This is a genomic window from Rathayibacter sp. AY1D1, from assembly GCF_002932635.1.
In the GTDB taxonomy this organism is placed as follows: Bacteria; Actinomycetota; Actinomycetes; order Actinomycetales; family Microbacteriaceae; genus Rathayibacter.
On sequence record NZ_PSVY01000029.1, the window covers coordinates 17949 to 37298 of the forward strand.

Consider the following 19350-nt stretch of genomic DNA (forward strand, 5'->3'; position numbering starts at 1 on the left):
CGTTTGGTCTACCCTCGTCACGTGCCTGCAACCGTCGACGTCCCGATCACCGCGGACCGGCTCCCCTCCTACGCCCGTCCGGGCGACGCGGGAGCCGATCTCCACTCGACGGAGGACGTGGTGCTCGCCCCCGGTGAGCGCGCCTCCGTCGGCACCGGGGTGGCCGTCGCCCTCCCGGAGGGCCACGCCGGCTTCGTCGTCCCCCGCAGCGGGCTGGCCTTCAGGCACGGCATCACCGTCGTCAACGCCCCCGGAACGATCGACGCGGGCTACCGCGGCGAGATCCGGGTGGCGCTGCTGAACACCGACAGCCGCGAGACGTACCGCGTCTCGGCGGGGGACCGGATCGCGCAGCTCGTGATCGTCCCCGTCGTCCAGGCGAGGTTCACGACCGTCGACGAGCTTCCCGAGTCGGTCCGCGGCACGGGCGGCTTCGGATCCACCGGGTACGCCGCCGGCGCCCAGGAGACCAGAATCCACGAGGAGAGCGCATGAGCGACATCCAGCCCACGGCCGGCGAGGCCGCCGAGCCCGTCCAGCAGGACTTCGAGAAGTCGGCGCCGGAGGATCGCGCGGAGGCCGGGCCCCTGGACGAGCGCGAGGCCAACCCGGTCCGCCCCTACATCGACCTCGGCGGGGTGAAGGTGCTTCCCCGCGAGGGCATGCACATCCGCCTCGAGGTCGAGGAGGGGACCAAGCGCGTCATCGCCGTCGGCCTCGACTACGCAGGGTCGACGCTGCAGGTGCAGCCCTTCTCCGCGCCGCGCTCCTCGGGCCTCTGGCACGAGATCCGCGGCCAGATCGCCGAGCAGATCGGCCGTCAGGGCGGATCGACGACGGAGCGCGACGGCGTCTTCGGTCCGGAGCTCGTCGCCGAGCTCCCGATCGCCGGCGGCCAGACCCGCGTCGCCCGGTTCGTCGGCGTCGACGGTCCGCGCTGGTTCCTCCGCGGCGTGATCGCCGGAGCCGGAGCCGTCGACGAGCAGGCGGCCGCCTCGGTCGAGGAGCTCTTCCGCAGCATCGTCGTGGTCCGCGGCAGCGGCCCGATGCCTCCGCGCGACCTGATCCCGCTGAAGGTGCCGACCGGCAGCCAGACCCAGCAGAGCGCGAGCTGACCGGCATGGAGCCGGTGCGGCCCGAGGACCCGGCCCGATCGGAGGAGCCGGTCCGGCCCGAGGTGGGCGACGCGATCGCGCAGGCCGCCCGCCGCTCGGGACTCGGCGCGGTCGCCGACGGCGAGCCGTTCGACGGGAAGGCGCTGCTGCGCACCATGGGCGGCGTCCGGGGGATCCTCGAGGCCGTCGTGCCCGGCATAGCCTTCGTCCTGCTCTACACGGTCACCTCGGAGCTCGTGCTCTCGCTGGTCGCATCCGTCGGGCTCGCCGTGGCGTTCACGGTGGCGCGGGTGCTCGGCCGGACGCCGGTGATCCAGGCCGTCGGCGGACTGCTCGCCGTGGTGGTCTCGGCCGCACTGGCGCTGTTCACCGGGCGGGGCGTCGACAACTTCGCCCTGGGGCTGCTCACCAACCTCGTCTACGGGCTCGTCTTCCTCCTCTCCGTCCTCGTGCGCTGGCCCCTGATCGGCGTCGCCGCCGGCTTCCTGATGGGGGACGGCACCGCCTGGCGATCCGATCGGCGCAAGCGCCGCCTCTTCGGCGCCCTGACCCTCGCGTGGGCGGGGCTCTTCCTCCTGCGCCTGGCCGTGCAGTACCCGCTGTTCCTCGCCGAGGACACCACGGCGCTGGGCATCTGGAAGCTGGCGCTGGGCCTGCCCCTGTACGCGCCGCTGCTGGTGCTCACCGTGCTCGCCGTCCGGGCCGAGTACCGCGGAGCCGACGAGCGCGCCGATGCGGGCGATGCTCCGGATCGTGCGTAGAATTGTCTCGACGTCGAGATAAATAGCGCTCGCCTCCCCGCACCGTCGCGGCGAGGTCGACCGGGCGCCTCGGCGTCGAGGAGTTAGGTCCTCCTTGGTGGCAGGCCGCTGTGCGCGGTCGTCAAGATGAGGACGGAGAGCGGCTCCGCCCGTCGGCGGACGCTGCAGTCAGCGAAGGAGAGGGCGACGTGTCCGCGGTAGACAGCTTTGGATCGAAAGACACCCTGAAGGTCGGCTCGACCGACTACGAGGTGTTCCGCATCGACCGGGTCCCCGGTCACGAGAAGCTCCCGTTCAGCCTCAAGGTGCTGCTCGAGAACCTCCTCCGCACGGAGGACGGCGCGAACATCACCGCCGACCACATCCGCGCCCTCGGCGAGTGGGTCCCGGAGTCGGAGCCCGACACCGAGATCCAGTTCACGCCGGCCCGCGTGGTCATGCAGGACTTCACCGGCGTGCCCTGCATCGTCGACCTCGCCACCATGCGCGAGGCCGTCGCTGCCCTGGGCGGCGACGCGAACCGGATCAACCCGCTCGCGCCCGCCGAGATGGTCATCGACCACTCCGTCATCGCCGACCTCTTCGGCACCGAGGACGCGCTCGAGCGCAACGTCGAGCTCGAGTACGAGCGCAACGGCGAGCGGTACCAGTTCCTCCGCTGGGGCCAGACCGCCTTCGACGACTTCAAGGTCGTCCCGCCCGGAACCGGCATCGTGCACCAGGTCAACATCGAGTACCTCGCCCGCGTCACCATGACCCGCGAGGTGGGCGGCGCGCTGCGCGCCTACCCCGACACCTGCGTCGGCACCGACTCGCACACGACGATGGTCAACGGCCTCGGCGTGCTCGGCTGGGGCGTCGGCGGCATCGAGGCCGAGGCCGCGATGCTCGGCCAGCCCGTCTCGATGCTCATCCCGAAGGTCGTCGGCTTCAAGCTCACCGGCTCGATCCCGACCGGCGTGACCGCGACGGACGTCGTGCTCACCATCACGCAGATGCTGCGCAAGCACGGCGTGGTCGGCAAGTTCGTCGAGTTCTACGGGGCAGGCGTCGCCGCGGTGCCGCTCGCGAACCGCGCCACCATCGGCAACATGAGCCCCGAGTTCGGCTCCACCGCCGCGATGTTCCCCATCGACGACGTGACCCTCGACTATCTGAGCCTCACCGGCCGCAGCGACGAGCAGATCGCCCTCGTCGAGCAGTACTCCAAGCTGCAGAAGCTTTGGCACGACCCCGCGGTCGAGCCGGTCTTCAGCGAGTACCTCGAGCTCGACCTCGGCACCGTCGTCCCCTCGATCGCCGGCCCGAAGCGCCCGCAGGACCGGATCGAGCTCTCGTCCGCCAAGACGCAGTTCGAGTCGGATCTCACCAACTACGCGGACGTCTCGCACGACATCGTCGACCTGACCATCGCGGAGTCGTTCCCCGCCTCCGACCCCGGAGAGCTGCAGCCGCAGGACGAGCACAGCAGCCACGAGCACACCCACCGCTCGCACGCGCCGGCGACCGCCTCCAAGCCGACCACGGTCGAGCTCGGCGAGGGCGGGACCTTCACGATCGATCACGGCGCCGTCGCGATCGCGGCGATCACCTCGTGCACCAACACGTCGAACCCGTCCGTCATGCTCGCGGCCGGCCTGCTGGCCCGCAACGCGGCGCAGAAGGGCCTGAAGGCCAAGCCGTGGGTCAAGACCACGCTGGCGCCCGGATCGAAGGTCGTCACCGACTACTACGAGAAGGCCGGCCTGACCGAGTCGCTCGAAGCGCTCGGCTTCTACACGGTCGGCTACGGCTGCACGACCTGCATCGGCAACTCCGGCCCGCTGCTCGAGGAGATCTCGGCCGCGGTGCAGGACAACGACCTCGCCGTGACCGCCGTGCTCTCGGGCAACCGCAACTTCGAGGGCCGCATCAACCCGGACGTGAAGATGAACTACCTGGCGAGCCCCCCGCTCGTCATCGCCTACGCGCTCGCCGGCTCGATGAACTTCGACTTCGAGATCGACGCGCTCGGCACCGACTCCGACGGCAACGACGTGTTCCTCAAGGACATCTGGCCCGACGCGGCCGAGGTGCAGGCGACGATCGACTCGTCGATCGACAAGTCGATGTTCGACACGCAGTACGCGGGCGTGTTCGACGGTGACGAGCGCTGGCGCGCGCTGCAGACCCCCGAGGGCTCGATCTTCGAGTGGGACGAGTCGTCGACCTACGTGCGGAAGCCCCCGTACTTCGACGGCATGACGATGGAGACGACCCCGGTCACCGACATCGCCGGTGCCCGCGTGCTCGCCAAGCTCGGCGACTCCGTCACGACCGACCACATCAGCCCCGCCGGCTCGATCAAGGCCGACAGCCCCGCCGGCCGCTACCTCGACGAGCACGGCATCGACCGCAAGGACTACAACTCCTACGGCTCGCGCCGCGGCAACCACGAGGTGATGATCCGCGGCACGTTCGCGAACATCCGCCTGCGCAACCAGCTGCTCGACGGCGTGGAGGGCGGCTACACCCGCGACTTCACGCAGCCGGACGCCCCGCAGTCGTTCATCTACGACGCGTCGCAGAACTACCAGGCCGAGGGCACCCCGCTCGTCATCCTGGGCGGCAAGGAGTACGGCTCCGGCTCGTCGCGCGACTGGGCGGCCAAGGGCACGAGCCTGCTGGGCGTCAAGGCGGTCATCGTCGAGAGCTTCGAGCGGATCCACCGCTCGAACCTCATCGGCATGGGCGTCGTCCCGCTGCAGTTCCCCGCGGGCGAGAGCTGGGAGTCGCTGGGCCTGGACGGCACCGAGTCGATCAGCATCTCGGGCATCGAGGAGCTGAACGAGGGCGTCACCCCCAAGACGGTCCACGTCGTCGCCGAGCCGACCGAGCACTCGGCCGAGGGCAAGCGGACCGTCGAGTTCGACGCGGTCGTCCGCATCGACACCCCCGGTGAGGCGGACTACTACCGCAACGGCGGCATCCTGCAGTACGTGCTGCGCTCGCTCGTCTAGATCAGCCGCAGAGCGTGTGCGCCTTCCCTGCGGGGGAGGCGCACACGCGTTCCCGGGGGCCCCGTGCGTAGACTCGGGAGACGTCCCCACCTCGCTCACGACCCCGGAAGGCGGCGCGCATGGCTGTTCTCGAGACCATCGGCGGTCCTCGCGATCTCGATCGCCTGACCGCGGCCGAGCTCGAGACGCTGGCGCAGGAGATCCGCGACTTCCTCGTGCGCGAGGTCTCGAAGACCGGCGGCCACCTGGGGCCGAATCTCGGCGTCGTCGAGACGACCATCGCGATCCACCGGGTCTTCGACTCGCCGCACGACGCGATCGTGTTCGACACCGGTCACCAGTCCTACGTCCACAAGCTGCTCACCGGTCGCCAGGACTTCTCGAAGCTCCGGCAGCGCGGCGGCCTCGCCGGCTACCCGCAGCGGAGGGAGTCGCCGCACGACATCGTCGAGAGCTCGCACGCCTCCAGCTCGCTGTCCTGGGCGGACGGCATCTCCCGCGCCTTCACGATGACCGGCCAGACCGACCGCCACGTCGTCGCGGTCGTGGGCGACGGCGCCCTCACCGGCGGCATGACCTGGGAGGCGCTGAACAACATCAGCGACGACAACTCCCGCGGGCTGGTCATCGTGGTCAACGACAACGGGCGCTCCTACGCCCCGACCATCGGCGGCATGGCCCGCTTCCTCAACGGCGTCCGCACGCGGCCGACCTACCGCACGATGCACCGCGGCTCCCGGGCCGTCTCGGAGCGGCTGGGCGGCCCCGCCGCCGCCGTCTACCGCGGCGTTCGCGGCGGGCTCCACGGCTTCCTCAGCCGCTTCATCAACAACGAGGCGCTCTACTCCAACCTCGACATCAAGTACCTGGGGCCGATCGACGGACACGACCTGACGGCGATGGAGGAGGCCCTCCAGCAGGCGAAGGACTACGGCCAGCCGGTCATCGTCCACGCGATCACCCAGAAGGGCAAGGGCTTCGGTCCGGCCGTGCACGACCTCGCCGACCAGTTCCACGCCGTCGGGCAGATCGACCCCGAGACGGGCGAGCCGCTGAGCGCGGCCGGGGCCCGATCGTGGACCTCGGTGTTCGCCGAGGAAATCGTCACGCTGGCCGACGAGGACCCGACGATCGTCGGCATCACGGCCGCCATGCTCCGGCCCGTCGGTCTCGACCGCCTCGCGGAGAAGTACCCGGAGCGCGTCTTCGACGTCGGCATCGCGGAGCAGCACGCCGTGACCTCGGCCGCCGGTCTCGCCTTCGGCGGGCTGCATCCGGTCGTCGCGCTGTACGCCACCTTCGTGAACCGCGCCTTCGACCAGGTCTTGATGGACGTCGCACTGCACCGAGCAGGCGTCACCTTCGTGCTGGACCGCGCCGGAGTCACCGGACCCGACGGTCCGAGCCACCACGGCATGTGGGATCTGGCGATCCTGCAGGTCGTCCCGAACATCCGCCTCGCCGCTCCGCGCGACTCCGTGCGCCTGCGCGAGGAGCTGCGCGAGGCCGTGGGCGTCACCGACGCGCCGACCGTGGTGCGCTTCTCGAAGGGGAGCGTCGGCGACGAGATCGACGCCGTCGAGCGCCTCGGCGACGGGGTCGACGTGCTCGCCCGCGCCGAGCGCAAGGACGTGCTGCTGGTCACGGTCGGGCCGATGGCCGCGATGGGTCTCGAGGTCGCTCAGCGGCTCGCGGCCCAGGGCATCGGAGCCACCGTCGTCGACCCCCGCTGGGTCGTGCCCGTGCCCACCAGCATCATCGAGCTCGCCCGCGAGCACCGCATCGTCGTCTCGATCGAGGACGGGGTGCGCGTCGGCGGGATCGGCACGCGCATCCGCCAGGACCTGCGCGAGGCCGGCGTGGACACCGCGGTGACCGAGCTCGGGCTGCCCGACCAGTTCCTCGACCACGCCAAGCGCGAGGAGATCCTCGAGGACGTCGGACTCACTCCCCAGCACATCGCCCGCGACGTCGTCGCGCAGGTGCTGGGCAGCAAGATCCCGGTCGCCCGTCCGCTCCCGGACGAGGTCGAGGCCCGGGACGACGCCCGCAGCGACTGATCGTCCGTCGGGACCCGTCCCGCAGGCGACGCGCGGAAGGGGCGCCGGATCCGATCCGGCGCCCCTTCCGCGTCACTGCACTCCGCGTCAGTCGACGCCGCGGATCGCGGGGTGGTGGAACGTGTCCCCGAACGCCCGCTCGCTCGCGCCGACCCGGTCGAGGTAGGGCGTGAGCCCGCCCATCTGGAACGGGTAGCCCGCGCCGAGGATCAGGCAGAGGTCGATGTCCTCCGCGGCGTGCACGACGTCGTCGTCCAGCATCCGCTTGACCTCGTCCGCGAGACCCGTCTCGACGCGCAGCCGCAGCTGCTCGGCCGTCATCGGCTCCGTGCCCCCGGCGACGATCGCGACCGCGCGCTTGTCGACGCCCTTCACACGCCCCTTCGCGTCGCGCTCGAAGACGTGGCCGAGCTCGGCGAGGCGGTGCAGGTTGGGGCTGTCGAAGAAGCGGTCGGGGAACGCGGCGTGGTGGGTGTCGAGCACGTGCGCGCCGACCTTGAGGCCCACCAGCTCGAGCAGCTCGAACGGGGTCATCGGCAGGCCGAACGGAGCCAGCGACTGCTCGACGACCTCGAAGGGAGTGCCCGTGTCGACCGCGTGCATCGCCTCGCCCAGGACCTTCGCCAGCACGCGGTTCACCACGAAGCCCGGGGTGTCGCGCGTGATGACGGCGTTCTTCTTGAGCTTCGCGGCGGTGACCATCGCCGTCGAGAGGGTCTCGTCGTCGGTGTGCGGCGTCCGGACCACCTCGATCAGCGGCATGACCGCGACCGGGTTGAAGAAGTGGAAGCCGACGAGGCGCTCGGGGTGCTCCAGCCGCTCGCCGATGCGCTCGACAGAGAGGGACGAGGTGTTGGTCGCGAGCACCGCCGTGGGCGAGACGTAGCGCTCGATGTCGGCGAAGACCTCCTGCTTCACCGACAGCTCCTCGAAGACCGCCTCGATCACCCAGTCGGCGTCGGCGAAGTCGGAGCGATCGGTCGTGCCGGTGATCAGCGCCCGGAGGCGGTTCGCGTCGTCGGGAGAGACGCGCCCCTTCGCCAACAGCGCATCGATCTCGGCGCGGATGCCCGCGACGCCCTTGTCGACCCGCTCCTGGTCGAGGTCGGTGATGACCACCGGCACCTGGAGGCGGCGGAGGAAGAGCAGCGCGAACTGCGAGGCCATGAGGCCCGCGCCGACCACCCCGACCTTGGTGACCGGCTTGGCCAGCGCCCTGTCGGGCGCTCCCGCAGGACGCTTGGCACGCTTCTGCACCAGATCGAACGCGTAGATGCTCGCGTGGAACTGGTCGCCCGAGATCAGGTCGGCCAGCGCCTCGTCCTCGGCGGCGAAGCCCTCCTCGCGCGTGGTGTTCTTCGCGGCCTTGAGCAGCTCCAGCGCGCGGTACGGAGACGCCGCGACCGTGCCGATCCGCGACTCCAGCTGCTTGCGCGCGATCGAGATCGCGACGTCCCACTTGACCAGTCGCTCCAGCTTGCCGGGCGCGTTCGGCCGCTCCACCTTCACGGAGCCGCCGATCACGCCGTCGGCCCAGCGGAGCGAGTCCTCGAGGAAGGCGGCGGGCGGGAAGATCGCGTCGGCGATGCCGAGGTCGAACACCTCCTGGCCCTTGAGCGTGCGGTTGTTCTTGAGCGGGTTCTCGACCACGACCTTGAGGGCGTTCTCGATGCCGATCAGGTTCGGCAGGAGCCACGCGCCGCCCCAGCCGGGGATGATGCCGAGGAAGACCTCGGGGAGCCCGAGCGCGGGGATGGAGGAGTCGACCGTGCGGTAGTCGGCGTTCAGGCCGATCTCGGTGCCGCCGCCCAGGGCGAGGCCGTTGATGAAGGCGAAGGACGGCACGCCCAGCTCGGCCAGCATCCCCAGCGTGCGGTGGCCCAGGCGCGCCAGCTGGCGGCCGAGCTCACGGCTCGGGATGGCCCCGACCTTGCTGAGGTCGGCTCCCGCGGCGAGGATGAACGGTTTGCCGGTGATGCCGACCGCCTGGATCTCGCCGCGCGAGGCGCGCTCCTTCTGCGCCAGGAGGACGTCCGCCAGCTCGAAGAGCGACGCCGGCCCGAAGGTGTTGGGGCGGGTGTGGTCGCGGTCGTTGTCGAGCGTGATCAGGGCGAGCGTGCGGCCGCTGGGCAGCGGCACGTCGCGGACGTAGGAGTGGGTGACGACCTCGCCCTCGGCGAGGTCCACGAGGTTCTCGAATCCGTCGAGCATGGGTCAGCGTCCCTTCCGTCGTCCGCGCTTGCCGTCGTAGTGCGGGTTCTCCCAGATCACCGTGCCGCCCTGGCCGAGGCCGACGCAGAGGGCCGTCACGCCGTAGCGGACCTCGGGGTGCGACTCGAACTGCCGGGCCAGCTGGATCATCAGCCGGACCCCGGAGGAGGCGAGCGGGTGGCCGATCGCGATCGCTCCGCCGTACTCGTTGACGCGCGGGTCGTCGTCGTCGAGGCCGAAGTGGTCGAGGAAGGAGAGCACCTGCACGGCGAACGCCTCGTTGAGCTCGAAGAGCCCGATGTCCTCGATGCCCAGGCCCGCCTTGCGGAGCGCCTTCTCGGTCGAGGGGACCGGGCCGATGCCCATGATCTCGGGCTCGACGCCGGCGTACGCGAAGCTCACCATCCGCATCTTCGCGGACAGGCCCAGCTCCTGTGCGGCCTCGGCGCTGGCCAGGAGCGACACCGTCGCTCCGTCGTTGAGCCCGGAGGAGTTGCCCGCGGTCACCCGGCCGTGGGGGCGGAACGGGGTCCGCAGGCCCGCGAGGCCCTCGAGGGTCGTCTCGGGGCGCGGTGCCTCATCGGCGGTCGCGAGGCCCCAGCCCGCGGCGCTGCGCGTGGCGACGGGGACGAGGTCCGGCTGGATGCTGCCGGCGGCGTACGCGGCGGCGAGCTTCTGCTGGCTCCGCAGGGCGTAGTGGTCGGCGCGCTCCTTCGTCAGGTGCGGGAAGCGGTCGTGGATCCGCTCCGCCGTGCGGCCCATGTTGAGCGCGTCCTCGCCGACGAGGCGCTCGGAGAGGAAGCGCGGGTTGGGGTCGGCGCCGAAGCCCATCGGGTGCCGGCCCATGTGCTCCACGCCGCCGGCGAGGACCACGTCGTAGGCGCCGAACGCGATGCCGCCCGCGGTCGCGGTGACCGAGGTCATCGCTCCGGCGCACATGCGGTCGACGGCGAAGCCGGGCACCGACTTCGGCAGCCCTGCGAGCAGCGCTGCCGTGCGGCCGAGGGTCAGGCCCTGGTCGCCCTGCTGGGTGGTGGCGGCGATCGCCACCTCGTCCACCCGCTCCTTCGGCAGCGCGCCGTTGCGCTCCAGCAGACCGATCATCGCCTTGACGACGAGGTCGTCGGCTCGGGTCTGCCAGTACATGCCCTTCTCGCCGGCACGCCCGAACGGAGTACGGACTCCGTCGACGAACACGACTTCGGATCTCTCGGCCACAATGCCTCCCAGGAACTCACGGTCGCCGTCGATCGTAGGAACCGGCACCGCGCAGCCGGAATCCTTTGCCGCTTCCTACGAAGGGGTTTCGGTGCCCTCGGCCGGCGCTTGGGCCGCTTCGACAAACGCGGTGGCGATCGAGCCCGATGTGGCCTCGACCTGCCAGGCGCGGGCGCCGGCGCGGGTGAGCTCCGCGGCGACCGACTCCGCGGTCAGCGGCTCGGGCGGGTTCCAGGCCACCCGACGCAGCAGCTCCGGCGTGAGCAGGTTCTCGACCGGGAGCGAGAGCAGCTCCGCGATCTCGGTGACCACGGCGCGTCCCGCCTTCAGGCGCGCGTCGGCGGCCGGGTTGCGATCGCCCCACGCGCGCGGAGGGGGGAGCGTGTCGGCGGCCGGGCGGGTCGGGCTCGGCAGGTCCTCGGTCGTCGTCCCGCGCTCGATCGCGGCCCACCAGCGCTCGACCTCGCCGCGGCTGGCGCGGCCGGTGAAATCGCGGCGGCCCGAGAGCTGGCCGATGCTGGTCGGGATGTTGCGGGCGACCGCGATGATCGAGGAGTCTGGGATCAGGCGGCCGGGAGCGATGTCGCGCTCGCGGGCGAACGCGTCCCGGGCCAGCCAGAGCTCGCGCGCCACGGCGAGGGGGCGCGGGCCGCGGAGCGAGTGCATGCCGGAGAGGCGGCGCCACGGATCCGGCGGGACCGCCTTCGGGGCGCGCGCGAGCGTCGCCTCGAACTCCTCGCGGGCGATGCGCGTCTTCCGCGCGGCGATGAGCATCTCCTCCATGCGGTCGCGGAGGTCCACGAGGAGCTCCACGTCCTTCGCGGCGTAGACGAGCCAGCTCTGGGGGAGGGGGCGGGTCGACCAGTCGGCGGCCGAGTGCTCCTTGGCCAGGTGGATGCCGAGGAGGTCCTCGACGACGGCGCCGAGGCCCACCTTGGGCAGTCCGAGGAGCCGGGCGGCGAGCTCGGTGTCGAAGATCCGCACCGGGTCCAGGCCCACCTCGCGCAGGCAGGCGAGATCCTGGCTGGCGGCGTGGAGGACCCACTCCTCCTGGCCGATGACCGCCTGCAGGGCGTCCATCCGGCCGATGGCGGGGGGATCGAAGAGGAACGCGCCGGCGCCGCGCCGGTAGACCTGGATCAGGTACGCGCGCTGCGAGTAGGTGAAGCCGGAGGCGCGCTCGGCGTCGACGGCGACGGGGCCCTCGCCGGCGGCGAGGGCGTCGACCGCGGCGAGGAACTCGTCGGGCGTGGAGAGGACACGGTAATCAGTCACGGTTGTTCCGTCGGAAGGCGAGCGGGGTCACACCGTCGCTCGATACGGGCGGGAGACCCGCGAGCATGCACAACAGCTCCCCCCACCCTTCCACGTGAGCGGCGAGCTGCGCATCATCCGGGCTCCAGGAGGCGCGGATCTCGATCTGCGCACCGTCCCCCTGAGCGGCCAGCTCGCCGAAACCGGTGGAGAGCACCTTGGTGGCCGTGCCGGACGCGGCGGAATAGGAGGCGCCCCGCGCCCCGAGGGCGTCGATGAGCCAGGACCAGGCGACCTCGGCGAGGAACGGATCGGTGCCGATCTCGACCTCGAGCGGGGCCTGGGCGAAGCAGACGACACGGAAGGGGCCGCCCCACTGCTCGGGCTCCTCGGGGTCGTAGAGCAGGATGAAGCGCCCCGTGCCCAGCTCGGAGTCGCGTCCGTGCGCGTGCGGCGCGACGTCGCCCGACAGGGCGAGGGCCCAGGGCGCGAGACCCGACGGCGAGGCGATCTCGGACACGGTGAGCTCGGCGCGCGTGGCAGCGGCGCGGATCGACTCCGTCGCGACCCGGAACTCCTCGGGGAGCTGGGACGACGCTGGGAATTCGGGCACGGTCGCAGACTAGGGTTCCGACGCGCCCGGGACGCGGAGGCACGCCGGGTGGGCGGCTCTCAGCGCGTGCGGCTCCAGCGGGCGTAGACGGCCCCGGAATCGTCCGCGGCCAGGAGCGTCAGGGCGTAGGCGTCGTCGACGACGGCCGTGCCCGTCGCGACCGGGAGGCCCGGGAGGACCACGCGCGGCGAGGTGGTGAGGCACAGCTCGTCGACCCGGCCCGAGGCGAGGAACTGGCCCGAGAGCGAGGCGCCGCCCTCGCAGACGACGCGGTGCAGGCCGAGCCCGGCGAGAGCCTCCAGGAGCTCGTCGACGCCGATCCGCTCCGAGGAGGACGGGACCGGGACGACCTCGACGCCGGCGGGGAGCCCCTCCACCGCGCCGCGCGACTCCGGCACCAGCAGCAGGACCCGGGAGCCCTCCTGCAGCTCCAGGCGGTGCCCGGCGAGATCGCCCGAGGCGGAGACGACGGCGAGCGGGACCCGCCGGGGGACGCGGTAGCCCTCGGCGCGGACGCTCGCGGCTCCGACGAGGACGACGTCGGCCTGCTCGCGGACGACTCCGAGGATCGTGCGGTCGACGCGGTTGGTGAGCGTCTCGCTGGTGCCGTCGGAGCCGGTGCTGGAGCCGGTGACGCTCGCGATCATGTTCAGGCGCACGCGCACCGCCTCGTCGGGACGCCAGGCGTCCGCGACCGCCGCTCGCGCGCCCTCCTCGCCGATCACGATCTGCGGACCGGCGGGGACGAGCGGCCGGAGGATCATGCGGCCAGGTGCGCGCGGACCTGCCGCTTGGTACGGCCGAGCAGCGCGGTCATGCCGCGCAGGCGCAACGGCGAGACCGCCTCCGAGAGGCCGATGGTCTGCGGGAAGTCGTCGGGAACGGCGAGCACCTGCTCGGGGGTGAGCCCGGCCAGGCCCTGCGCCAGGATCGACGCGAAGCCGCGCGTCGTGGGCGCCTCGCGGGGAGCCGTGGCGTGCAGGTGCACGATCCCGCCCTCGACGTCGACGACGATGAAGACGGGCGCCTGGCACTCCTCCACGCGCTCGAAGAGGTCCGGGTGGTCGCGGTAGCGCTCGGGCAGGTCGGGGAGCTCGTTCGAGAACTCGAGCAGGAGCTGCAGGCGCTCCGGCTTCTCGAGGGCGAGGAACTCCTCGCGGATGTCGCGCAGAGCGTCAGGGAGCGTGGTGTCGGTCATCCGGTCCAGTGTCTCATCGGGGGAGGGGCGGCGGGCGGTCGCAGCGGAGGCCGGGAGCCCGGATCCGGCCCGTCGACGGGCGGATCGGCGCTCCCGGCCTCCGTCGTGACGCGTCAGCGGGCCGCGGGGGCCTCGCCGGGCTCGGCGCCCTGCACGATCGGGACGCGGACGGCGCTGCCCCACTCGGTCCAGGAGCCGTCGTAGTTGCGGACGCCCTCGAAGCCGAGGAGGTGGGTCAGCACGAACCAGGTGTGGGCGGAGCGCTCGCCGATCCGGCAGTAGGCGATGACGGAGTCGCCGTCCTTCAGCCCCGCGCCCTCGCGGTAGATGCCGTTCAGCTCGTCGAGGGGGCGGAAGGTGCCGTCCTCGGCGGCGGCCCTGCCCCAGGGCACGTTCTGCGCGCTGGGGATGTGACCGGCGCGCAGGGCGCCCTCCTCCGGGTAGGCCGGCGCCGTGGTGCGCTGCCCGGTGAACTCCTCCGGGGAGCGGACGTCGATCAGCGGGTTGCCGAAGTGCGCGAGGACGTCGTCCTTGAAGGCGCGGATCTCGGCGTCGCTGCGCTCGACGACGGGGTACTCGGCGGGCTCCGGGGAGGAGGCGTCCGTGGTCGTCGGGCGGCCCTCCGCGAGCCACTTGTCGCGACCGCCGTCGAGCAGACGGACGTCCTCGTGGCCGAAGAGGGTGAAGACCCAGAGCGCGTAGGCGGCCCACCAGTTGTTCTTGTCGCCGTAGACGACGACGGTGGTGTCGCGGGCGATGCCCTTGCCGCCGACGAGCGCGGCGAACGCGGCGCCGTCGATGTAGTCGCGCTGCACCGGGTCGTTGAGGTCGGTGTGCCAGTCGATCTTGACGGAGCCGGGGATGTGGCCGGTCTCGTAGAGCAGGACGTCCTCGTCGGACTCGACGACGACGAGACCGGGAGTGCCGAGGCGCTGCTCGAGCCAGTCGGCGCTGACGAGCCGTTCGGGGTGCGCGTAGGAGGCGAACTTCGGCGACGGATCGGTTTCGACGGACAAGGAGGACCTCCAGGATGGTGCGCGGAGCGCGGGCGTGATTCCACGGCGGGCTACGCTGGAGCCCGCCCTTCAGCGACAGTACGCGTCCGCGGACGACGCCGCACGGAGGGCGCCGTAAGAGTTCGACACAGAACCGCGGCGGCTCCGTGCCCGGTGCGGCCGCCGCCACTGAGCGCACGGACCCCGCCGTGCGCAGGATGCGAGACGCGAGTGAGCCCCGACGACGTCCGATCGACGAGCAGCCTGACCGCCCGCTCGCCCCAGATCAGCGGGCACGAGATCGCGTCGACGCTGGTGCCCCCGCGCCAGTTCGAGGGCGCCACCTTCGAGAGCTACCGTCCCGACCCGGAGTACCCCTCGCAGGCCGACGCGGTGGAGGCTCTCCGCGCGTTCGCCGCCGACGGCGGATCCAAGGGAGGCGGAGGCGGCTTCCTGGGCTTCGGCCGGAAGAAGGCCCCCGCGGTCAAGCCGGGCGTGTACCTCGACGGCGGCTTCGGCGTCGGCAAGACCCACCTGCTCGCGGCGATCTGGCACGCGGTGCCGGGCCGCACCTACTTCGGGACGTTCATCGAGTACACCGCGCTCGTCGGCGCGCTCGGCTACGCGGCGACCGTCTCGCTCCTCAAGGGCTCGGCGCTGCTGTGCATCGACGAGTTCGAGCTGGACGACCCGGGCGACACGATGCTGATGACGCGGCTCCTCGGCGAGCTGGTCGCCTCCGGGACCCGCATCGCCGCGACCTCGAACACCCCGCCCAACGCGCTGGGCGAGGGGCGCTTCGCCGCAGCGGACTTCCTCCGCGAGATCCAGTCGATGGCCGCCCACTTCGAGACGATGCGGATCGACGGCACCGACTACCGGCGCCGCGACATCGAGGGCCACGCCGTGGTGCGCACCGACGAGGAGATCGACGCTCTCGTCGCGGCCGCCCCCGCCGGCTCCATCGTCACCGACGACCCGTTCGCGGACGCCGTGCACCACCTGGGCACCGTGCACCCCTCCCGCTACATCAAGGTGATCGACGGCGTCGACACCATCGTGCTCCGGGGCGTCACCGCTCTGACCGACCAGACCGACGCCCTGCGCCTCGTGGCCTTCATCGACCGGGTCTACGACGCGCAGATCCCGGTCCTCGCCTCCGGGACGCCCCTCGACGAGGTCTTCGGCGGCGACATGCTGAGCGGCGGCTACCGCAAGAAGTACCTGCGCTCGATGTCGCGGCTCATCGCGCTCACCTCGATGGCGCCCCGCTCCTAGGGGCGGATCCGCTCTCCTCCCGGCGTTCCCGGGGTCGTCGTCGTGCCGTCCGCCAGCGCGCCGTAACGCGCTTTTTACACAGGGGCCTCGGCCGTAACCTCCGCGAAACGCGGTGCCTCACGGGACGAAACCTCCCGCCACCAGACTGTCGGCTACCCGAGGTGACCCGACACCCGCGTGTCTCCAGGCCGTGCTCCGACGCAGCGTCCTCGCTCCGGGCTTTTCTCTGCACACTCACGAGAGGTTCAACAATGGATCAAGGCAATACCGCGTTCCTGCTCATCGCAGCCGCGCTGGTCCTGCTCATGACCCCCGGGCTCGCCTTCTTCTACGGCGGCCTGGTGCGTGCGAAGAGCGTCATCAGCATGATGATGCTCAGCTTCGGAGCCATGGGCCTCATCGGGGTCCTCTGGGTCCTGTACGGCTACGCGATCGCGTTCGGCAACGGCCCGTCCGGCCCCGCAGGGACCGACACCTTCGTCGGCATCGACGGCGTCCTCGGCATCGACACCGCCCAGATCGGCCTGCAGGGCATCTACAACGACGCGCTCGGCGAGCAGACGTCGGCCTACCCGACGCTGGCCTTCGCCGCGTTCCAGGCGACGTTCGCGATCATCACCGTCGCGCTCATCTCCGGCGCCATCGCGGACCGGGCGAAGTTCGGCGCCTGGATGGTCTTCGCCGGCGTCTGGGCCACCGTCGTCTACTTCCCGGTCGCCTCGTGGGTCTTCAACTTCACCCTCGGCGACGACGCCACCGTCGTCGACGGCGGCTGGATCGCCTACGGCGTCGGCGCGATCGACTTCGCGGGCGGCACCGCCGTCCACATCAACGCCGGAGCGGCGGCCCTCGCTCTCGCCCTGGTGCTCGGCAAGCGCGTCAACTTCACCAAGGGCGCGCACCAGCCGCACAACCCGCCGTTCGTGCTCCTGGGCGCCGGACTGCTGTGGTTCGGCTGGTTCGGCTTCAACGCCGGCTCCGAGCTCGCCGCCGACGGCATCGCGGCCGTCGCCTTCCTCAACACCATCGCCGCTCCGGCCGCCGCGATCCTCGGCTGGCTCGTCGTCGAGAAGATCAAGGACGGCAAGCCCACCTCGATCGGCGCCGCCTCGGGCGCGGTCGCGGGCCTCGTCGCGATCACCCCGGCGTGCGCCAGCCTGTCGCCGTTCTGGGCGATCGTCCTGGGCGTCATCACCGGAGCCGTCTGCGCCCTGGCGATCGACCTCAAGTACCGCCTCGGCTACGACGACTCGCTCGACGTGGTCGGCGTGCACCTGGTCGGCGGCCTCATCGGAACGCTCTACATCGGCTTCTTCGGCACCGGCGTGGGCCTGTTCCTCACCGGCGACGCGAGCCAGCTCGGCAAGCAGGCCCTCGCGGCCTTCACCGTCCTCGCCTACTCCTTCGTCATGACGCTCCTCATCGGCTGGATCATCCAGAAGACGATGGGCTTCCGCGTGAAGAACGAGGACGAGATCGCCGGCATCGACACGGCCATCCACGGAGAGGCGGGCTACGTCCTGGCGGACTGACCCCCTAATCCGCAGCACCCGACGGGGTGCCGGCTCTCCGGAGCCGGCACCCCGTCGGCGCGTCCGGGCCGGGCGACCGCCGGGCGCGCCCCCGCGGGCGGGCGGCTGAGAATCCGGGCTAGGGTTCCGGGGTGCCCTCCTCGCGCTCGGTCGTGTCCCTGCTCCTCCGACTCCTCGGCCGCGCGGTCGCCCCGCGGCCGGACGCCGGGCCCCGCCCGCAGCGCCCGTACCTGAGCACGACGGCGCCGACCCCGGGCGCGAGCGGAGTGGGCCGCACCGTCGAGGTCGACCCGTCGCGGCTCCGCGGGGTCCGCTTGGGTTACGCGCCCACGCCCGACGGCGACCCGGACCCGGGCGAGGTCGTCTGGACCTGGGTGCCGTACGAGGAGGACGACGGCCGCGGCAAGGACCGCCCGGTGCTCGTGCTCGCGGTCGAGAAGTCGGGGACGGTTCTCGCCGTGCGGCTGAGCTCGAAGGAGCACTCCGACTACCTGGCCGTCGGCACCGGCGGCTGGGACCCGGACGGGCGCCCCAGCTGGGTCGACCCGGAGCGCGTGTTCCGCGTGCACCCCGCCGGGATGCGTCGCGAAGGAGCAGCTCTGGAGCGTGCTCGGTACGACGCCGTCGCCCGGGTGCTCTCGGCGCGGTACGGCTGGCACTGAGCGCTCGACGTCGTCGAGCGGCCACGAGTGGTCGCCGCTGACCGCCTCACGGGGCGATCCCTGCGCGTCGAACGAGGGCCGTGCTCCTCGGGGGAGGCGTCAGACCGGGTCGATCGGCACGAAGCCCGCGTACTTCGCGGCGCGGCCGTCCCCGGAGGACGTGCCGGTGAGCCTGCGCTGCACCCACGGCGCGACGTGCTGCCGGTAGTACTGCACGGTTCCGCCGCGCCGGAGTGCGGCCTCGGGAGCGTCGGGCAGCGCGGCGGGCGGCGTGAGCCCGAGCGCCCGCAGGACCCGGTCGGCCACCCGCCGGTGTCCCCGCGGGCCGAGGTGCAGGCGGTCCTCCGACCACAGCTCCGGATCGGCGAAAGCGGGGTCGTGCCAGTTGTCGGCGACGACCACGTCGGTCCGGTGGCTCGTCCGGCGCAGGACGGCGTCGGTCAGCGCGTCCCCGCGGCGACGGATGAGCGAGCCGAGCGGGAGCCGCGGCGACGGATCGGCGCCGGCCAGGGCGATCAGCACGACGCCCTGCTCGTCGCAGCGCTCGAGAACGCGGAGGTAGGCGTCGGCGATCCGCTCGATGTCGGCCCGCGGGCGCAGCATGTCGTTGCCGCCGCCGTTGAAGGAGAGGTGGGTCGGACCCAGGGCGAGCGCGGGCTCGAGCTGCTCGGCGAGGATCGGCGCGATGAGCCGGCCCCGGATCGCGAGGTTGGCGTACTCGATCCGCTCGCCCGTGGCCGCCGCCCATCCCGCGGCCGCCAGATCGGCCCAGCCGCGCGGGGTGCCGTCCGGCCGCTCGTCGCCGACGCCCTCGGTGAAGGAATCGCCGATCGCGACGTAGCGGACGGCCGTCATCGGCGGGTTCCGGAGGTGCGCATCGTGGCACTGTACCGCTCCGCGGCCGGGCTCAGGCGCGGCGCCTCAGCGGGGTGACAGGTGCCGAGCGGACGCTGCTGGGGCGGTCCGGCGTCGCGGCGCCCGGCGCTGCGGCGAGCCGCTCCTCCTCGGGCCGGGTGCCGGGCCGGTGCTCGCGCTCGGGAAGTGGGGCGGCCCGGAACCAGGCGGCCAGCGCGGAGGACCGGCGGTGCCTCCGGTGGTCGCGGTCCAGCTCGGCGGTGCCCCGGTAGCCGGAGCCCCGGGCGATGCGGTCGAGGCCGCCGAGAGCGACGGGGGTGCTCGCCATCAGGACGGCGGCCAGCTCGAGTCGGCGGAGGGCGAGGTGCTCGTCGAGGCCGAGCCCGTAGCAGCGGCGGAACCGCAGCCGCAGCAGCAGGGCGGGCATCCGCAGCTCGGCGGCGAGGTGGTGGACGGTGAAGCGCCGATCGAGGTAGCGCTCGTTGACGAGGGCGGCCGCCGCGATGGCGACGACGTCGAGCGGCCGCCCTCGTCAACGAGCGCTACCTCGATCGGCGCTTCACCGTCCACCACCTCGCCGCCGAGCTGCGGATGCCCGC

The 19350-nt window shown here is 72.1% G+C and carries 17 protein-coding genes; 8 read left to right on the forward strand and 9 right to left on the reverse strand.

Annotated elements, in window-relative coordinates; translation table 11 throughout:
- Window positions 1-21: 21 nt before the first annotated feature.
- From dut to dxs, 5 genes are all read left to right on the forward strand, one after another.
- Window positions 22-495, forward strand: a complete 474-nt coding sequence (gene dut, locus C5C56_RS14760; protein WP_104319836.1) for a dUTP diphosphatase — start codon at window positions 22-24, stop codon at window positions 493-495.
- On the forward strand, window positions 492-1115 hold the full coding sequence (locus C5C56_RS14765; RefSeq protein WP_104248032.1) for a DUF3710 domain-containing protein: 624 nt from the start codon (window positions 492-494) through the stop codon (window positions 1113-1115). Before dut ends, C5C56_RS14765 begins: the two co-directional genes overlap by 4 nt.
- Window positions 1116-1120: 5 nt before the next feature.
- Entirely contained in the window at window positions 1121-1876 is a 756-nt protein-coding gene (locus C5C56_RS14770; RefSeq protein WP_104225233.1) for a DUF3159 domain-containing protein, read from the forward strand.
- A gap of 188 nt (window positions 1877-2064) precedes the next feature.
- On the forward strand, window positions 2065-4875 hold the full coding sequence (gene acnA / locus C5C56_RS14775; protein ID WP_104319837.1) for an aconitate hydratase AcnA: 2811 nt from the start codon (window positions 2065-2067) through the stop codon (window positions 4873-4875).
- Between the two features lie 119 nt (window positions 4876-4994).
- On the forward strand, window positions 4995-6935 hold the full coding sequence (gene dxs / locus C5C56_RS14780) for a 1-deoxy-D-xylulose-5-phosphate synthase (RefSeq protein ID WP_104222098.1): 1941 nt from the start codon (window positions 4995-4997) through the stop codon (window positions 6933-6935).
- An 87-nt stretch (window positions 6936-7022) separates the two neighbouring features.
- Here dxs and C5C56_RS14785 read toward each other — a convergent pair whose 3' ends face one another.
- From C5C56_RS14785 to C5C56_RS14815, 7 genes are all read right to left on the reverse strand, one after another.
- Window positions 7023-9146 (reverse strand): 3-hydroxyacyl-CoA dehydrogenase NAD-binding domain-containing protein, encoded by a 2124-nt coding sequence (locus C5C56_RS14785; protein WP_104319838.1) that lies wholly within the window; start codon window positions 9144-9146, stop codon window positions 7023-7025.
- Window positions 9147-9149: 3 nt separating this feature from the next.
- Complete coding sequence (locus C5C56_RS14790; RefSeq protein WP_104319839.1) at window positions 9150-10364, reverse strand: thiolase family protein; 1215 nt, start codon at window positions 10362-10364, stop codon at window positions 9150-9152.
- A gap of 75 nt (window positions 10365-10439) precedes the next feature.
- Entirely contained in the window at window positions 10440-11639 is a 1200-nt protein-coding gene (locus C5C56_RS14795; RefSeq protein ID WP_104222092.1) for a ribonuclease D, read from the reverse strand.
- Window positions 11632-12231: a DUF3000 domain-containing protein gene (locus C5C56_RS14800; protein WP_104222090.1), complete on the reverse strand. Its 600-nt coding sequence runs from the start codon at window positions 12229-12231 to the stop codon at window positions 11632-11634. The genes C5C56_RS14795 and C5C56_RS14800 overlap by 8 nt, the downstream gene beginning before the upstream one ends.
- A 59-nt stretch (window positions 12232-12290) precedes the next feature.
- The gene (locus tag C5C56_RS14805; protein WP_104319840.1) at window positions 12291-12995 is read right to left on the reverse strand and encodes a dihydrofolate reductase family protein; all 705 of its coding nucleotides are present in this window, start codon (window positions 12993-12995) and stop codon (window positions 12291-12293) included.
- On the reverse strand, window positions 12992-13429 hold the full coding sequence (locus tag C5C56_RS14810) for a SufE family protein (protein WP_104222086.1): 438 nt from the start codon (window positions 13427-13429) through the stop codon (window positions 12992-12994). The genes C5C56_RS14805 and C5C56_RS14810 overlap by 4 nt, the downstream gene beginning before the upstream one ends.
- 113 nt (window positions 13430-13542) lie before the next feature.
- Window positions 13543-14445, reverse strand: coding sequence for a sulfurtransferase (locus C5C56_RS14815; RefSeq protein WP_104232576.1), 903 nt, complete (start codon window positions 14443-14445; stop codon window positions 13543-13545).
- A gap of 210 nt (window positions 14446-14655) precedes the next feature.
- On the opposite strand from C5C56_RS14815, the gene zapE reads away from it, so the two are divergent.
- The 3 genes from zapE (at window position 14656) to C5C56_RS14830 (ending at window position 17896) form a co-directional block, all read left to right on the forward strand.
- Window positions 14656-15702: a cell division protein ZapE gene (gene zapE / locus C5C56_RS14820; RefSeq protein ID WP_104319841.1), complete on the forward strand. Its 1047-nt coding sequence runs from the start codon at window positions 14656-14658 to the stop codon at window positions 15700-15702.
- 251 nt (window positions 15703-15953) lie between these two features.
- On the forward strand, window positions 15954-17234 hold the full coding sequence (locus tag C5C56_RS14825) for an ammonium transporter (RefSeq protein WP_104222080.1): 1281 nt from the start codon (window positions 15954-15956) through the stop codon (window positions 17232-17234).
- Window positions 17235-17365: 131 nt separating this feature from the next.
- A complete protein-coding gene (locus tag C5C56_RS14830) occupies window positions 17366-17896 on the forward strand; it encodes a type II toxin-antitoxin system PemK/MazF family toxin (protein WP_167299028.1) in 531 nt (176 codons plus the stop codon).
- Window positions 17897-17995: 99 nt separating this feature from the next.
- On the opposite strand, the gene C5C56_RS14835 is transcribed toward C5C56_RS14830, so the two are convergent.
- Window positions 17996-18751, reverse strand: coding sequence for an SGNH/GDSL hydrolase family protein (locus tag C5C56_RS14835; RefSeq protein WP_104262912.1), 756 nt, complete (start codon window positions 18749-18751; stop codon window positions 17996-17998).
- Between the two features lie 52 nt (window positions 18752-18803).
- A complete protein-coding gene (locus tag C5C56_RS14840; RefSeq protein WP_104319842.1) occupies window positions 18804-19178 on the reverse strand; it encodes a hypothetical protein in 375 nt (124 codons plus the stop codon).
- Window positions 19179-19350: the final 172 nt, after the last annotated feature.

Bases quoted from the DNA above. Each gene is read 5' to 3' on its own strand.
- C5C56_RS14835 (WP_104262912.1), bottom strand. From the start codon at position 18,751: ATGACGGCCGTCCGCTACGTCGCGATCGGCGATTCCTTCACCGAGGGC.
- C5C56_RS14785 (WP_104319838.1), bottom strand. From the start codon at position 9,146: ATGCTCGACGGATTCGAGAACCTCGTGGACCTCGCCGAGGGCGAGGTC.
- C5C56_RS14840 (WP_104319842.1), bottom strand. From the start codon at position 19,178: ATGCCCGCCCTGCTGCTGCGGCTGCGGTTCCGCCGCTGCTACGGGCTC.
- C5C56_RS14810 (WP_104222086.1), bottom strand. From the start codon at position 13,429: ATGACCGACACCACGCTCCCTGACGCTCTGCGCGACATCCGCGAGGAG.
- C5C56_RS14770 (WP_104225233.1), top strand. From the start codon at position 1,121: ATGGAGCCGGTGCGGCCCGAGGACCCGGCCCGATCGGAGGAGCCGGTC.
- dxs (WP_104222098.1), top strand. From the start codon at position 4,995: ATGGCTGTTCTCGAGACCATCGGCGGTCCTCGCGATCTCGATCGCCTG.
- C5C56_RS14805 (WP_104319840.1), bottom strand. From the start codon at position 12,995: ATGATCCTCCGGCCGCTCGTCCCCGCCGGTCCGCAGATCGTGATCGGC.
- C5C56_RS14825 (WP_104222080.1), top strand. From the start codon at position 15,954: ATGGATCAAGGCAATACCGCGTTCCTGCTCATCGCAGCCGCGCTGGTC.
- C5C56_RS14765 (WP_104248032.1), top strand. From the start codon at position 492: ATGAGCGACATCCAGCCCACGGCCGGCGAGGCCGCCGAGCCCGTCCAG.